The following is a 15,904-nucleotide window of genomic DNA, read 5'->3' on the forward strand; positions in this document are numbered from 1 at the left end:
TTTCTGTCAGGCAGGGGAGAAGTCACTCCCCTCAATACCAAGATACGATTCTTTAAACACAGTCAATGCTTCTTCCAGCAAAGGATTTAGTTCTTTGTAGCGGGTGCTGAAGTGGCCCAGGATCAACTTGCCTACACCTGCTTTCAGCGCCAGGGTAGCTGCCTGTGCGGCCGTGGAGTGAAACGTTAGCTCAGCTCGCTCTCTCATGTCATCCAGAAAGGTGCCCTCGTGATAGAGCATGTCGACACTGGCAATGTATTGGATGAGGGACTCTTCGTACTTCGTATCGGCGCAGTAGGCGTACGAATAAGAGGGCCGGGGAGGGAGCGTTACCTCGCTATTTTTGTATTTGATGTTCCCATTTTCATCCAGCAGATCTTCTCCGTTTTTTAGCTTAATGATCAGGGTGGGCGTAACGTTAGGGGGCAGCAAGGACTTCTCAATCCGTCTGTTTTTTGGTTTCTCCCGAAAAAGAAACCCACTACAGGAAATTCGGTGACTGACAGGAAAACTACTGACAGTGATTTTCTGATTTTCCAGAAGCACCTCACTAGTGCCGGGCACCCATTCTTTGAACTGGATGGGGAAGTTCAGTGTGGTGTTGGAGTACTTGAACTGCAGACTGAGGATTTCAGATAGGCCTGGCGGGCCATAGAGGAAAAGCCTGGCCTTTCTGCCATACAAGTGCATGGTTGATAACAACCCTATCAGGCCGTAGTAGTGGTCGCCATGCAGGTGGCTGATGAAAATATGATTGATTTTGGTGGCCTTTACTTTGTATTTCTTTAGCTGAAGCTGAGTGCCCTCTCCGCAATCGATGAGAAAGTGCTCGTCATCAACCACCAGTACTTGCGACGTTTGGTTTCTGTTGTGCGCTGGAGCGGCGGAATTTGATCCAAGAATTTTTAATACAAAGCTCAATGGAGACTATTCTTCTTCCTCCTCGAGTCCACTTTCAATTTCATGAAGAAATACCGTGTCTATTGCCTCTTCCTTGGTAGGTACTATATTCAACACCTTGTCAAGCTGCGATATTTTAATCAGCTTCACCACGTGGTCGTTCATACCGATCATAACGAAGATGCCTCCAGCTTCTGAAAAGCAGCGGTTGCCAACAAGCAATGCACTCAGGCCAGACGAATCGACATATTTTACATCGGAAAGGTCTAGGATCATGTTGGAGCTGCCTTCAGCTTGCAGCTTTACAAATTCGGATTTGTAATCCGGGGCAGTAGAGGTATCCAGTTTTTCCTGTGTAATTTTTAAGATGCTGTATTTTTCGCTCTTATCTAACGAATACTTCATGTGTGTATGTGTTTACTTCTACTTACTAATTTCTTTAAGGCTCTTCAAAACGTTCGACTCTATGGTTGATTCAACCCCGGCATAGCTGCGTTTCTGAAATTTTTCGCCTGTTACTTTCTCAAAAAGCTCAATATAGCGATGTGAGATGGAGTTTACTACCTCATCTGACATTTCCGGCACATTTTGACCTTCTTTACCCTGAAATCCATTTTCAATCAGCCACTGCCGCACAAACTCTTTTGAGAGTTGCTTTTGAGGCTCTGCCTTTGCCTGGATTGCCTCATACGTATCGGCGTAAAAATACCGGGATGAATCCGGTGTGTGTATTTCGTCAATTAAATAGATGGTGCCGTCGTGCTTCCCAAATTCGTATTTGGTGTCTACCAAAATAAGTCCCTGCGAGGCCGCATACTCCGAACCCTTTTTGTAAAGCGCTTGCGTATACTTCTCCAGCTGCATGTAGTCAGCTTCCGATACCACTCCCTGCGCTATGATTTCCTCCCTGGAAATGTCCATATCGTGACCCTCTGAGGCTTTGGTAGTGGGTGTGATGATGGGAGAGGGGAGCTTGTCATTTTCTTTTAGCCCGTCGGGAAGAGGCACTCCGCAAACCTGACGCTTCCCTGATTTATATTCTCTCCAGGCATGTCCGGCCAAATAGCCCCTGATCACCATTTCTACTTTGAAGGGTTCGCACTTCACACCAATTGTGACATTGGGATCAGGCACTGCGGTTACCCAGTTGGGCACCACATCTCTGGTTAGTGCCAGAAACTTGGCTGCAATTTGGTTCAGGATTTGTCCTTTGAACGGGATGGCCCTCGGAAGGATGACATCGAACGCTGAAATGCGATCGCTGGCAACTACTATCATCAGTTGGTCGAGGTAGTACACGTCCCGCACTTTGCCTTTGTATTTGCCAGTGACGCCGGGGAATTGAAATTGGGTTTCCTTGAGGGCTTCCATAAGGGTGACAAATTTATGGATGGGTGGCGTATTAAAAAATTTTCTTTTTTGAAATGTAGCAGTGAGGAGATGGCGGGCTATTGCTCCTTGATTACCTTGCCCAGTTTATAGGTAACCGTCTTTTCCAGCCTTCCTTTACGATCGTAATATTTCCATGTGCCATTTTTCAGGTTTCTCACATAGTTTCCTTCTTCTATAAGGTCGCCTGACTTATCAAAGGCTTTGTGGGAGCCGTGCTTCCTGTCGTATTCGTAGTAAGTTTCGTAAGCAGTTTTTTTATTGGGGTGGTAGCCTCTTGTCAATCCATGCTGTTTGCCATTCTTGAAGTCGGCTTCCTCCGTTATAATCTCTTTCGAACTATATGTTGTCCTTTTGCCATCAAGCTTGTCGTCGACGTAGTTTTCTCTGACGAATGATCCATCGGCAATATTGTAAATTGTCCACTGCCCTGAGCGGACGTCCTCTTTGTAGGTTTTGGTGGAGAGAAGCTGACCTGAGGTATTGAACTCTTCAATGGTGCGGTCTTTCTCGTTGTTGGAGTAGTCAGTTGCCGTTTTCACAGCGCCGTTGGGATGGTACGTGTAGTTTTTCCCTACCCGGGATCCTTCTTTGTACACCAGCTTTTGGGAGGGCGTTCCGTCTTCAAAAAAAGCGTTTGCAGTACCACTTAGTTTTCCCTGTACGTAGGTGCCGGCATACTCCAACTGCTCATTGGCATAGTAGGTTTTATAGGTGCCATTCTGCAATCCAGCCTCATTGTAGGCTTCAGTTTTTAGGGTACCTGAGGGATAGTAGGTTTTGAAATGCCCATCCAGCTTCCCCTTTTTATAATAGGCCTCCGTTTCTTTGGTTCCGTTTTCGTAGAACGTTTCGGTGGCACCGTCCTGTAGCCCGCTTTGGTAATGGATCACCTCTTTCTTCACGCCGCTGGGATAGTAATTCACTACCTCACCATCGGGCTTGCCGCTTTTGAATTCAGTGGAGGATTTGACGACCTCATCTTCGTAATAGGAAATAATTTGTCCGGAAAGCGTGTCGTTTTTAAAGACGGCGATTTGAAGCAGGTTGCCGTTGGGGTGATACACTTTTGTTTCCCCCTGCCTTAAGCCATCGATGTAGATGGTTTCTCTTTGCAGCTTGCCGTTGTCGTAGTAGTTAAAAAACGTGCCATTTCGCTTCCCTTTTACGTAATCGCCTTCGATGATGACTACGCCCTCCGGGTTGTATTTAAGATACCTACCGTCTATTAGGCTGCTGTCGGCATTCAGAACAAAGTATTCTTCGTTTTTAAGGCCTTTGATCCGGTCGTGATAGGTGGTGATTTTGGTTTGGCTGGCCACAACCAAAGGAAGGAGAAGCATGCTAAATAAAAGGCAGTTTTTCATCATGCATCAAGCGAATTTAAAATGAGCGCCGCTTGATAACGTTGCGGCGCCACTTTCATTTTTTACGGGCTAAATTTTTTCAATGACAATGGCGGAAGCGCCACCACCACCGTTGCAAATACCTGCCACGCCAATGGTGCCACCTTCCTGACGCAGCACACTGTTTAGCGTGGTGATAATCCGAGCGCCGGAGCAGCCAAGTGGATGCCCTAATGCCACAGCGCCACCAAACACATTTACCTTGGCTGGATCCAACTCCAACTTTCTGTTGTTGGCAATCGCCACTGCAGCAAAGGCTTCATTAATTTCATAAAAATCGACATCACTTTTACTGACGCCAGCCATCTTCATCGCTTTAGGGATGGCCAGCGATGGCGAGGTGGTGAACCACAATGGATCCTGCGCTGCGTCTCCAAAGCCCCTGATTTTGGCGATAGGAATAAGCCCAAGCTCTTTGGCTTTGGACGCACTCATGATGATCAGGGCGGAAGCGCCGTCGTTGATGGTGGATGCGTTGGCCGCCGTTACCGTGCCGTCTTTTTCAAACACAGGGCGCAGGCCAGGTATCTTGTCGAAGTTCACATTTTTGAACTCCTCGTCCTCTTTCATTAAAATCGGTTCTCCTTTTCTCTGGGGGATTTCAACAGGAACAATCTCGTCTTTGAAATAACCGGCTTCAGTAGCGGCTGCCACTCGCTTGTAGCTGTTGATGGCATAGGCGTCTTGCTCCTCCCGGGTGATCTTCATTTCTCTAGCGGTATTCTCGGCGCAGTTACCCATAGGGAAACCATTGTAAATCTCCCATAGTCCGTCATGCATGAGGCCATCTATGAGTTGGCCGTGGCCATATTTGTAGCCATACCGTGCTTTGGGGATATAGTAAGGCACATTGGTCATGCTTTCCATGCCACCCGCAACCACTACTTCGTTCTGACCGGTCATAATCGACTGTGCTCCTATCATCACCGCTTTCATTCCTGACGAGCACACTTTGTTGATGGTGGTGCAGGGTACATTTTGTCCGATGCCAGCACCCAGCGACGCCTGACGGGCGGGAGCTTGTCCCAGGTTGGCCGAAATGACATTGCCCATGAATACCTCACCAACCTCTTTTGCACCAACACCAGCCTTTTCCAACGCACCTTTAATGGCGATAGAGCCAAGCTGAGTGGCAGACAAGCCAGCTAAAGCGCCTCCAAAACTTCCAATGGGTGTTCGTACTGCTGAAACGATAACTACTTCCTGCATAATGATATAATTTTCGGGTTAATGAATTGGGGTGTATTGGTCGGCTTTTCTTATAACAATGTCAGCCTGGCTGTTGACTACAGCCTGGGCTTTACCAGTCGGGCTTTCCGCTTTCTGGTTTTTTAACGCCTTTCCGCTTGTTCTGTTGAATGTACTGAATCTCGCTGTTTCGCATCGCCTCAAGTATCATTTTGGCCTTTTCTTCTGAGATGTTCATCTCCTTCAGCTTATCGGGATTGATCTGAGGAGGCTGCTTTTCACCGTCTTTGTTCTCTTTGTCCTGCTGTTCGGCGTCTTGTTGCTCTTTTTTCTTTTGCTCCTGATCCTTCTTTTCTTGTTCTTTCTTTTGCTCTTCGCTCTGCTGCTCCTGGTCTTTCTGCTCTTTGTTCTCGCTCTCCTGATCTTTCTTTTCCTGGTCTTGCTTCTTCTGCTCTTCGTTCTTTTGATCGTTGTTCTGATCTTTATCCTGCTGGTTCTGCTGGTCTTTCTTCTCGTCTTCTTTTTCCTCGTTCTTCTCCTTGTCCTGCTGCTGGTCGTCTTGATTTTTTTCGTTGTCTTCGGCTATCTGGCGTTTCACCAGCTGGTAGTTGTACCTGGCTTCTTCATTGGTAGGGTCAGCCTTTAGCGCCTCTTTAAAGAAGCTTAACGCAGTGTTTCTGTCGCCCGGCTTGTTGCTGATGATGCCCATTTGGTTATAAGCCAGCGACTTCAGGTCTTTCTCCTTGGTGTTGATGAGGCGCTGGTACTGACTGAACGCCTGGGCTGAGTCGCCCTGCTGGAAGAGAGAATGGCCGAGGTTAAGAAATAGCTTGTCTTCCAGTACACCCAACGAGTCGGTAAGTATAGTGTAGGCTTGAGAAGCCCTGGCATAGTCTCCTGCCAGATAAGCTTTCTCTGCGTCTTTCTTCAGTTTGTTAACAGTGGCGATGTCATTCACTCCCGGAATGATGGCCGCTATCACCAATAAAATGCCTGCTAATGCCTTCATATTTTCATGGTTTTCACTGAAATGAGGTAATCGAGAGCGAAAAGAGCCAGCCCAATGGCAAGGAAATAATAGTACCTGTTGGCCGTAACGTCAACCTGCCGGGCATCTCTCATTTCACCTTCGATCTCATTGATTGTATTTATTAATCTCGAAACGTCGTTTTTAGTTTCATTGATCTCAAAGTACTTGCCGCCGGTTTTTGTGGCGACGTCTTTTAATGAGTTGCTGTTAAGCCTGGTCACTACGTCATTTCCCTGATTGTCTTTTTTAAAGCCTCTTCGGCTTAGTATTTTACTGCCCTTGTCTGTACCAACGCCCAAAGTGAACAGTTTGATACCTGTTTGCTCTATTTCTTGAGCAATCTGGTCGGTTTCTTCTCCAAAATCTTCTCCATCGCTGATCAGTATAATAATCTTCGATTTTTGTTGGGTAAGGGGCGACTCATCGTCGTTCAGCTTGCTAAGTGCCATCCGAAGTGGCGGGCCAAAGTCGGTACCGGTGTTGGGCACAAGGCTGGTGTTGAGCGTTTCGATGAAGATGTTGAGTGCCGACTGGTCGTAAGTGAGCGGACACTGCATGAAAGCTTCGTTCGAAAACATGATGATGCCCATCCGGTCGGAGTTGAACGCATCGGTGATGTTTTTGAGCTCGAATTTTATTTTCTCAAGCCTCGTGGGTTGTACGTCAAATGCATCCATAGACACAGAGAGATCGACGCAGAAGAAGATGTCTTTACCAACCGACTTGATTTCTTTTTTGCTGTCGCCAAAGGATGGCCCCATGAGGGCGACAATGAAGAGCAGAAAGTAGCTTGACCGGAGGATGACTTTGCTTAGCACTATTTTGGAGGAGCTTCCCACTGCCTTGGCGACATAAAGCACCCGGGCCAGGTAGGCCAGGTAGAGGATGCCAAAAACGAGGCAAAACGTTAATTCAAGTAATCCAAACGACTGATACCAACTCATACAACACTATTTGGGCAATGCCACAGCTTTTATAACACCGGAAGTGGGGACAAATATATAAAATGAACGCTGGCAGGCTAGCAATTCACATTTTTTAACAGGGTAAAAAGAATATCATTTTTTTAGGGCTGAGGTTTGCTTCCGTCAGAAAATGTCCGTTATCTTTGCAACTCTTTTTCAGAACAGACCTATGGAGAGATGGGTGAGTGGCTGAAACCAACAGTTTGCTAAACTGTCGTACTGGGTAACCGGTACCCCGGGTTCGAATCCCGGTCTCTCCGCATTGATTGAGGTCCCATAGCTCAGCTGGATAGAGCAACTGCCTTCTAAGCAGTAGGTCTCAGGTTCGAATCCTGATGGGATCACGAAGAAAATTCAGAGCCTTCAGTTGACACTGGAGGCTTTTTTTGTGTTTGCACGTTTTACCTTTTCGGTAATATACTCGTGAACGGTCAGCCGGATAGAGGATCAATCGGAAAATCTGGGGAGTAAGACGCTGAAACTACGTTGTACCATTTGGCGAATGATAGACAATAAAGAAGCAAAACTGGTTCAATGCGTCTCGCCCGGCCGGGTTAGGCTTGGACCTTTTGCTTCTTTATGTAATGACATAATACTCTTGTCAAAAGAATTAATCCCCCAGAAATATTGCTTGATCCCGGGTAGAGCCACTGTCGGGGACGCCTAGTCGGGGACGCCTAGTCTTCTAAGCAGTAGGTCTCACGGCTAGGCGCCCCCGATCCAATCCTGATGGGATCACGAAGAAAATTTAGAGCCTTCAGTTGATACTGGAGGCTTTTTTTGTTTGCATCAGCCTCAGTCCCTTAACGTACAAGTCCAGATAGGACATTCAATATGGTTGACAATGTCCTCTGCCAGGCTGCCGGAAACCAGGTGAGCCAGCCCTCGCCGACTGTGGGTGGCCATCGCCAGCATGTCTGCCTTTGTCTGCTCCACAAATCGGATAATACCTTCCTCTTCAAAAGGAGCATTTCGGATATTCAGCGTGTAATTCTCAAGTTTATAGTGCTTTACAAAATCTTCCAGTAAAAGTTGTGCTTCCTCCTCGGGCTTGAAGCGAGCAAGCGAGTTGATATAGAGTATGTGAAGTTTGGCTCCAAAAAATGCCTGAAGATCTTTTACCTTTTCCACAAACTTCCTCTGGTTAAGTTCGAGGGAGTTGGCCAATACAATGTTTTTTATGTTGGAAGCTTCGTGGCCCTCTCTTAGAGAAAGCACTGGGACTGGCGAAAACCGAACTACTTTTTCGGTGTTGGAGCCAATCAAAACCTCCCTGAGTCCGCTGGCTCCTGTTGTGCCCATTACTACCAGGTCAATGTTCTTCTCCCGAATCTGGTCGAGAATTGAACCGGTAATGCTGCCATATAAGGCCTCGAAATGCTGGTTTTCTACCGCTTTGCCTACAGCTTTTCTCATTTTCTTGAAGTTTTCTTCTGCCTTGTCTTCTATAGATTTAAGAAGCTCCATGTCGAAAATATAGGGTTGTACTCCAAAGGTCGATTCGTAGGAAAACGGAAGCTCGAAGGCGTGCATGACAAACACCTCACCTTGCGCTTCTCTTGCCATTTGGCATGCGAAACTATAAGCGTGAACTGCTGGTGTGGAAAAATCGCAGGGAACAAGTATCTTTTTCATGGCTTCTATTTCTTATGTGGAAGAAAGCAGTCGCTGGGCTTTACTGGAGTCAATTGCCTGCTCCGCTATTTGAAACACCTCTTTTTTTACCGCCCGTAGTTCCATCTGCAGGTCAGCCAAAGCCTTTTTAACGGTGTTATGCTCGTTTTCACAGGCCGACGCATCAGGAAGCGAAGGGTTTTCGATAAACGCTACCAAATGATGCATGTGCTTAGTTACTTTCGTTTCAGTTGCTAGAGTATTTCTCTCAAAATGGGAGAGCCTGCTGGCTACTTGTTGTGTGCTTTCAAGGTGCTTTTCGTCAATCAGCCACAAGAAATATTTGTCAATCAGTTTCTTAAGGAACCGCAATTCATCCTTATCGAACTTCAGGTCGGATTGCCAGCGCTCTGCCATTACATATTGCTCACTCCAAAAATCTTTACCGGTATTTTGTGTGGAGCCTATTGCCGATTCTTTTACTGTGGTGCTCATAATATTGGTTTTTTAGTCATTGAATTTGCTTGACTAAAGATTCTTATTCTCTTTCACCATTGCTATGACGTAGGTCTTATGGGAGGCAAATTTTTGTCACTTTTGTCCGTGTAATGGCCACGTGGAGACGAGTTGCCTGATGAGCAACCTTTGGGCGGGGTGGGAGTAGGAGAGGTGTTATGTTTCCCGGGATTGGACTTACCAGAGAGAAATTTACTGTGTGCTGAGGAATGAGTTCCGGGAGGAAAATTACGCTTACTCAAAAAGATAGCTATCATTCATTCCAAACATAGCCATCTTTGGGTCGAAACATAGCTATGTTTGAGGTGAATCATAGCTATAAATGAAGTGGATTATAGCTATGATTTTGACTGAGGTGTTTTTGGTGCTTTTTGGCCAGTAGATGAAAAAAAAAACAGATGATCGAATTCTTCGGATACTTGCATTGAAAGTAGGTGATCAATATTGCAGGCCGCTGCTCTCTATGTGTTGGATTTTCTCGGCTTTTCATTCACCCCTTATAATATATAAGGTATTACAGTTACGTGAGATCGAAGCGATCACACTGTGTGAGTGAGATTCCTTTCGTCAAACCTCTTATACTGCCTTTTGAATAATTGTGTCCGCACACAACATCATTTTAGAATGTTTTTTTATATATTGAACAAACACTCTATATGAATTAACATGGCTAGACGGCGCTTCTTACCTAAACAGGGATGGTTTCATCCATTGATCACTTTTATCTGCCGGTCGGCGTTGGCTGCAGGGTTTGTTGTCATGGTGTCGTGCAGCAGCGGCCCGCAGTTGCCACCCGGCGACCCTGACAATGGTGGCCTTGTGCTCCCCGGTGGCTTCGATGCTGTGGTGGTGGTCGACAGCCTCAAGGGCAGAACCCGGCACATGGCTGTAAACGACAATGGCGACATCTATGTAAAACTCCGTTTTCCACAGGAGGAAGGTGGTAATATGGCCTTGCGGGATGTGGACGGTGACGGCAAAGCAGACGAACTTCAGGTATTTGGCGACTACAAAAATGACGGAAGCTATGGGGCAGCCATGAGAATATACAATGGCTACTTGTACTACGGCTCCCAGCTGGCGGTGTATCGGCAGAAGCTGGTGCCTGGCAAACTGGTTCCGGATACTGAAATAGAAACAATTCTAACCGACGACCACGAGCACGGCAGCCATGAGCACATCGCCAAAGTGGTCTCATTTGATGATAAGGGAAATATGTATGTCCCGTTTGGCACGCCTTCGAATGCCTGCATGCCGGTAAAGCGAACGCCCAATATGCCGGGGATGGATCCATGCCCACAGCTTGAAGACCACGGTGGAGTCTGGAAGTTCGATGCTAACAAGAAAAATCAAACGCAGAAAGATGGCACCAAGTTCGCAACGGGATTGCGCAGCATTGTGGCCATGGATTGGAATACTGAAGACAATAATCTGTACGTAGTCATGCACGGTCGGGACGACCTGCTCCGGCTTTGGGCGCAGAAGTACAGTCCCTGGGAAAGCGCCATGCTGCCAGCTGAGGAATTCCTGCGGGTGACAGAAGGCACCAACGCCGGTTGGCCCTACTGCTACTACGATCAGATAAAAGGCCAGAAGGTACTCGCTCCGGAATATGGTGGCGATGGCGATAGCATCGGACGCTGTGCTGATTTTGTCGATCCCTTGATGGGTTTCCCGGGGCATTGGGCGCCCAACGATCTTTTCTTTTATACAGGCGATCAGTTTCCCGAGCATTATAAAAACGGTGCCTTTATCGCTTTTCATGGCTCCACTAACCGGGCACCCTATCCGCAGGCGGGTTATTTCATTGGGTTTGTACCCTTCAGGAACGGGCAGCCCTCAGGCGATTGGGAAGTGTTTGCGGATGGCTTTGCTGGCGTAGACCCCGTTGTTAATGTAAGCGATGCCATTTATAGACCTATGGGCATAGCCATGGGCCCCGATGGCTCACTTTATTTTTCTGATACCGAAAAAGGGAAAATCTGGAGGGTAATGTACAAGGGAGATAGGGGCAGCTTTGGCACCGAACAACTGGCCAGAATGGAAGAACGTAAGAACGCTTCCAATATCCGCACACCTGATAAGATAGAAGACAACCTTGAAAAAGGAGTGAAAGTGGCTGGAGAAAAGACGTATCTGACTTATTGTGGGTCTTGCCATCAGAACAATGGCAAGGGCGCCTCTGGTAGATTTCCGCCACTGGCTGGAGCGCCCTGGGTGGTTGGCGACAAAGGCTTGCTTATTAGTATTGTGCTCAATGGTATGGAAGGAAGCATTACGGTAAATGGGGAAGAATACAACAACGTGATGCCACAGCATAGCTTTTTGAGCGATGAGGAGGTGGCCGGGGTGCTTACCTATATCCGGCAAAGCTTTGGAAATGAGGCCAGTGAGGTTTCCACGGAAGATGTGAAAAAAATAAGACAGACATTATAAACTATCAGAACATGTTAAGCAGAAGAAAACTTGTAAAACGCTTAGCCAGTCTTCCTTTGATAGGAGGGTTTGTGGGCAGTGGTATTCCTATTCAATCCGTTGCCGCAGCAACACCTGCGGCGAAACCTGCACAAAACTTATTCAAAGAGCTGGGGATACGCCCATTGATCAACGCCCGTGGCACCATGACGTTTTTGTCAGGTTCTTTGATGGAGCCTGAGGTGATGGCGGCGATTAACGCAACTGCACACGACTTCGCCAACATGCATGAACTGACCGACAAAGTGGGTGAGCGAATCGCAGAGATGCTACAATGTGAAGCAGCCATGGTCACTTCCGGGGCTGCATGTGCTCTTACCATTGGCACTGCGGCTGCTATTACCGGGATGGATATGGATAAAATCAAACAAATCCCTAACCTGCCTGGCCCTAAGCCAGAAGTGATTATTCAGAAAAAGCATCGCTATGTATTTGACCAGGCGGTGCGCACTGCCGGAGTGAAGTTGATAGAAGTAGAAAATGCAAAGGAAATGGAGGCTGCCTTTAACGAGCGCACGGTGATGACCCTCTTCTTTAATGGTGCGGTCGATTGGTATGGCATTGAAGATAGTATCAATCACGAGGATTTTGTAGCCATCTCCAAACGTCATAATATTCCTTCTTTTATAGATGCAGCAGCGGATGTGCCGCCAGTGGAGAACCTTTTCAAATACCAAAAGATGGGCTTTGACCTGGTCACCTTTTCCGGTGGAAAAATGATTCGTGGCCCACAAAGCGCAGGCCTGCTCTTTGGTCGCAAAGACTTAATTGAAGCTGCTAAGCTTAATTTTTCTCCTCATGAAAGCCCCATTGGGCGATCCATGAAAGTGAACAAAGAGGAGATATTTGGCATGTACGCCGCCTTGAAGCTCTATCTTGAAAAGGACCATAAAAAAGAATGGCAGGAGTGGGAGGGACGAGTAGCCGATATCACCAAGACAGTAGAAACCGTGCCCGGGGTAAAAGGAGAGATGCACATGCCTAAAGGCAGGGCCAATGTATTTCCAGGGCTTTTGGTGAAGTGGGATCAGAACAAGGTAAAAATCAAGCCAAAGGACGTAGTGGAGGCGCTTAGGGCTGGTGAGCCGAGGATTGAAACCTCTGCCGGAGACGATGCTCTTCGCATCACCGTGGTTACTTTGTTACCCGACCAGGTGCCAATTGTTGCCAGGCGAATCAAAGAAGTGCTTCAGGCAGCAGTGTAACAATGCCTGAGCCAACCTATTTTTAATTAAGACCTATTTAAACGACAAACCTATGCTAAGTAGAAGAAAACTCATTAAACGCCTTTCAGCCCTGCCTTTTGTAGGAGGGATCATCGGTGGTGGAGTGCCTCTTGCAGCCATTGCCGCTGCACCTGCAGCCCCTTACCGTGATTACTTTGCCGAGTTAGGCGTGCGCACCTTCATTAATGCGGCAGGTACTTACACCGCTATGACTGGCTCTTTGCTAAGAGATGAAATGAAAGACGCTTACAACTACGCCTCGGAGCATTATGTAATGCTCGACGAGTTGCAGGATAAAGTAGGCGAGAGAATTGCAAAGTTGCTGAAATGTGAGGCAGCCACGGTCACTTCCGGAGCCTTTTCGGCGATGACTTTCGGGATGGCAGGCGTGCTCACCGGCATGGATCCCAAAAAAGCAGAGCAGATTCCACACCTGGAGGGCACAGGGATGAAAACAGAGGCCATCATTCAGAAGTCTCACAATATTGGTTACGCCCATGCTGTGCGCAACTGCGGAGTGAAAGTGATTGAGGTGGAGACCAAAGAACAGTTGAAAAAGGCCATCAACAAAAACACGGCTTTGATGCTTTTTATCAATGCCTATGAGCCTAATGGACAGATCAATGCAGAAGAATGGCTGAAGACGGGCAAGGAGAATAATATCCCCTGCATGAACGACTGTGCGGCTGATGTGCCTCCAGTGGAGAATCTGTGGAAGTTCACCCAAATGGGCTATGACCTGGTATGTTTTTCAGGAGGCAAAGGTCTGAGAGGTCCCCAGAGCGCAGGCTTACTGCTCGGTAAAAAAGAACTGATAGCGGCGGCACGGTTGAGCGCTCCGCCAAGAGGCAATACTGTCGGCAGGGGCATGAAAGTGAACAAGGAAGAGGTGCTCGGTATGTGGGCAGCATTGGAGGCCTTTGTAAATGGAGACCATGAAAAAGAATGGAAGTTGTGGGAAGGCCAGATTAACCTCATTGCTGACGCCGTGAAGGGTATCGATGGACTGACCATAAAAATTCATGTGCCCCCCATTGCCAACCATATTCCTACCCTGGATCTTTCATGGGATACCAAAAAGGTAAAAATATCAGGCAACGGCCTTAAAGATGTGCTTCGAAGCGGTCACCCGTCGATAGAGGTTGCGGGTGGTGGCGAAAACTCCGTCAGCATCACCACCTGGATGATGCGTCCCGGACAGGAAAGAATTGTTGCGGACCGAATCCGTGACGGCCTTGAGAAAGCAGCAGCGGGTTAAGGGCTTTGATTGTAGGTGTCGGCACGGCAAATTGCCCCTGAGCAAGAGCCGTCAGACACCGGATTCTATTCAAAAATGGTCAGCAGGGTGTGGACACACCCTGCGACATGGTATGTCCACACCCCCGCCTTACATGTAGTTATCTCGGCAGCACTACAGGGTTAGCGATGCCATTTAAGTCGTAGACGATTCTTCCTCCCTTAATAGTCATTTCGCACTCAAACTTTTGTGTGCCCGTTTCTTTATGCCCCCGATAGTCGAAGAAGCCAAAGTTGCCCTTGCGCATATTCAGAATAGCCACGTCGGCAATCGCTCCCTCGGTAAGGTGCCCGAGCTCCGTTCGCTGGATAACCTGAGCAGGTTTCCAGGTGGAGGCATTGATGACCAGCTCCAAATCCATCCCCATCTGAAGGAATTTCGACATCACACTGAGCTGATCTTTCATGGCATTGTTGAAGCTGCCCGCATGGATGTCGGTGCTGATGGTGGTAGGATAGAAACCCGCTTTGATAGCAGGAATGGCCTGTGAATAGGAAAAGCTGATGCCACCGTACCCCACGTCAAACACAATCCCCCGTTTTTGCGCATCCCAAACAAAAGGTTTCAATTTTTTGGTAGCCGGATCAACTATAGGTTCTCTCGTATCCAGTTCCCCGAAGGCATGGGTGAAAATGTCACCTGGCCTGAGGTGCTTCATGAAAAGGTCTTCGATCGAAAGAGGAGGGTTGTTCCCACCAAAATCAACTATCACAGGCATTTTTGCCAAATTACCTGCTTCTACGGCATTGTCTACCGGCGTCCATTCGGGGCCATTGAAATGAGCCACTTTAAAGCCTACTACATGTTCCTTATTTGACCTTGCCACAGCGGCAGCCATGCGGGCATCCATGTCATTCAGGTTCTGCTCGTACACGCCGCCTCTCATGCCTTCACCAACAATGTTGAGAAACGACAGTACCCTGGTTTGAGAGTTATCAATGATGTTCTCTTTGAATGTAGGGAACGACTTCCAACCGGCTCCCCCTGCGTCCACAATGGTAGTCACGCCTACCCGAAAGGTGAACCCGTCAGGCATAATAGCCGTCAAGCCGTCGCTCAGGTAATGGTCAGGTTGCGTGCCGAAGAATACGTGTCCATGGATGTCGATCAGTCCCGGAGTAATGTACATGCCTTTCGCATCTACCACCTGCCTGGCGCCGGTAGCATCGATGGTCTTGGCTACCCTGGCAATCTTTCCGTCGTGGATGGCAACATCCATCAACTCATTGATGTTGTTTTTTGGATCGATGACATGACCGCCTTTGATAACGATTTGATAGGGCTGCGCTACGACGCTGGCAGTGACAAAGAAAAAGGCAATAATAGATAAGAAGCGTTTCATTGTAGTGGATTCAGGGTGTGAAAAGGAAGCCCGTCGCCTCACGGCACCGGGCCTTCATAGATAGTATTTTAAACGTAAGCGATGCAATCAATCTCCACCAGGGAGTCGCCGGGTACGCCACCGTAGGTTGCCACAGTGGTTCTCACAGGGGGCTTGGCACCAAACCTGCCTTTGTAAACCTCATTCATGGCTTTGTAGTCATTCAAATCGGCCAGGAAAACGCTTACCTTCAGTACTTTTTCCATGGAGGATCCTGCTTTGATGAGTTCTTTTTCCAGTTCCTTTAGCACATGATCGGTGTGTGCTTTGATGTCGCCTTCGAAATGTGCCCCTTTTCCGGCGATAAACACCAGATTACCCATTTGAGTGGAGCCTGAAAATAACGGCATGTCCTGAAAGGTAGTGATGTTGTTGGCTTTCTTTTCGAGCGTGGCCGGTGCGGCATTGGCCGATGAAACGGCTCCAAAACCAGCGAAGCCAGCTATACCAGCAAAAAGTTTTTTCAGGGTAGATCTGCGTTCTAGTTTTTCCATGATAAGAGTCAGTTTAGCGTTGT

Annotated in this window: 14 protein-coding genes and 2 tRNA genes; 5 read left to right on the top strand and 11 right to left on the bottom strand. The window is 47.7% G+C overall.

Annotated features, from left to right (window positions below; all coding sequences use genetic code 11):
* Positions 1 to 6: 6 nt before the first annotated feature.
* From AAC052_RS07485 to AAC052_RS07515, 7 genes are all read right to left on the bottom strand, one after another.
* Positions 7 to 921 carry a ribonuclease Z gene (locus AAC052_RS07485; protein WP_339812205.1) on the bottom strand — a complete coding sequence of 305 codons (915 nt, stop codon included), beginning with the start codon at positions 919 to 921 and terminating at the stop codon, positions 7 to 9.
* Between the two features lie 6 nt (positions 922 to 927).
* The gene (locus AAC052_RS07490; RefSeq protein WP_151999824.1) at positions 928 to 1,305 is read right to left on the bottom strand and encodes an STAS domain-containing protein; all 378 of its coding nucleotides are present in this window, start codon (positions 1,303 to 1,305) and stop codon (positions 928 to 930) included.
* 18 nt (positions 1,306 to 1,323) lie between these two features.
* Positions 1,324 to 2,271 carry a phosphoribosylaminoimidazolesuccinocarboxamide synthase gene (locus AAC052_RS07495; protein ID WP_339812207.1) on the bottom strand — a complete coding sequence of 316 codons (948 nt, stop codon included), beginning with the start codon at positions 2,269 to 2,271 and terminating at the stop codon, positions 1,324 to 1,326.
* A 77-nt stretch (positions 2,272 to 2,348) separates the two neighbouring features.
* Complete coding sequence (locus AAC052_RS07500) at positions 2,349 to 3,632, bottom strand: toxin-antitoxin system YwqK family antitoxin (protein ID WP_339812209.1); 1,284 nt, start codon at positions 3,630 to 3,632, stop codon at positions 2,349 to 2,351.
* Positions 3,633 to 3,725: 93 nt separating this feature from the next.
* Positions 3,726 to 4,904 carry an acetyl-CoA C-acyltransferase gene (locus tag AAC052_RS07505; protein ID WP_339812212.1) on the bottom strand — a complete coding sequence of 393 codons (1,179 nt, stop codon included), beginning with the start codon at positions 4,902 to 4,904 and terminating at the stop codon, positions 3,726 to 3,728.
* Positions 4,905 to 4,995: 91 nt separating this feature from the next.
* Positions 4,996 to 5,892: a hypothetical protein gene (locus AAC052_RS07510; protein ID WP_339812213.1), complete on the bottom strand. Its 897-nt coding sequence runs from the start codon at positions 5,890 to 5,892 to the stop codon at positions 4,996 to 4,998.
* On the bottom strand, positions 5,889 to 6,857 hold the full coding sequence (locus AAC052_RS07515; RefSeq protein ID WP_317491129.1) for a VWA domain-containing protein: 969 nt from the start codon (positions 6,855 to 6,857) through the stop codon (positions 5,889 to 5,891). The genes AAC052_RS07510 and AAC052_RS07515 overlap by 4 nt, the downstream gene beginning before the upstream one ends.
* Positions 6,858 to 7,049: 192 nt before the next feature.
* Here AAC052_RS07515 and AAC052_RS07520 point away from each other — a divergent pair.
* Positions 7,050 to 7,138, top strand: a tRNA-Ser gene (locus tag AAC052_RS07520).
* Between the two features lie 10 nt (positions 7,139 to 7,148).
* Positions 7,149 to 7,222 (top strand) — tRNA-Arg (locus tag AAC052_RS07525).
* Between the two features lie 451 nt (positions 7,223 to 7,673).
* On the opposite strand, the gene AAC052_RS07530 is transcribed toward AAC052_RS07525, so the two are convergent.
* Entirely contained in the window at positions 7,674 to 8,513 is an 840-nt protein-coding gene (locus AAC052_RS07530) for a universal stress protein (RefSeq protein ID WP_339812214.1), read from the bottom strand.
* Positions 8,514 to 8,525: 12 nt separating this feature from the next.
* Positions 8,526 to 8,987: a hypothetical protein gene (locus AAC052_RS07535; protein ID WP_339812215.1), complete on the bottom strand. Its 462-nt coding sequence runs from the start codon at positions 8,985 to 8,987 to the stop codon at positions 8,526 to 8,528.
* A gap of 780 nt (positions 8,988 to 9,767) precedes the next feature.
* Between AAC052_RS07535 and AAC052_RS07540 the strand changes: the two genes are divergently transcribed.
* Genes AAC052_RS07540 through AAC052_RS07550 form a run of 3 tightly spaced genes read left to right on the top strand, consistent with a single transcriptional unit; the run spans position 9,768 to position 13,967 of the window.
* The gene (locus AAC052_RS07540) at positions 9,768 to 11,444 is read left to right on the top strand and encodes a c-type cytochrome (protein WP_339812469.1); all 1,677 of its coding nucleotides are present in this window, start codon (positions 9,768 to 9,770) and stop codon (positions 11,442 to 11,444) included.
* 11 nt (positions 11,445 to 11,455) lie between these two features.
* Complete coding sequence (locus tag AAC052_RS07545; RefSeq protein ID WP_317491132.1) at positions 11,456 to 12,688, top strand: aminotransferase class V-fold PLP-dependent enzyme; 1,233 nt, start codon at positions 11,456 to 11,458, stop codon at positions 12,686 to 12,688.
* Between the two features lie 52 nt (positions 12,689 to 12,740).
* A complete protein-coding gene (locus AAC052_RS07550) occupies positions 12,741 to 13,967 on the top strand; it encodes a selenocysteine synthase (RefSeq protein ID WP_339812219.1) in 1,227 nt (408 codons plus the stop codon).
* Between the two features lie 139 nt (positions 13,968 to 14,106).
* Here the strand turns inward: AAC052_RS07550 and AAC052_RS07555 are convergent, their stop codons facing one another.
* Together AAC052_RS07555 and AAC052_RS07560 are read right to left on the bottom strand one after the other, a co-directional pair.
* A complete protein-coding gene (locus AAC052_RS07555) occupies positions 14,107 to 15,348 on the bottom strand; it encodes an amidohydrolase/deacetylase family metallohydrolase (RefSeq protein WP_339812221.1) in 1,242 nt (413 codons plus the stop codon).
* A 68-nt stretch (positions 15,349 to 15,416) separates the two neighbouring features.
* Positions 15,417 to 15,881: a RidA family protein gene (locus AAC052_RS07560; RefSeq protein ID WP_317491135.1), complete on the bottom strand. Its 465-nt coding sequence runs from the start codon at positions 15,879 to 15,881 to the stop codon at positions 15,417 to 15,419.
* Between the last annotated feature and the right edge of the window lie 23 nt (positions 15,882 to 15,904).

The organism is uncultured Imperialibacter sp. (assembly GCF_963974565.1).
GTDB lineage: Bacteria > Bacteroidota > Bacteroidia > Cytophagales > Cyclobacteriaceae > Imperialibacter > Imperialibacter roseus.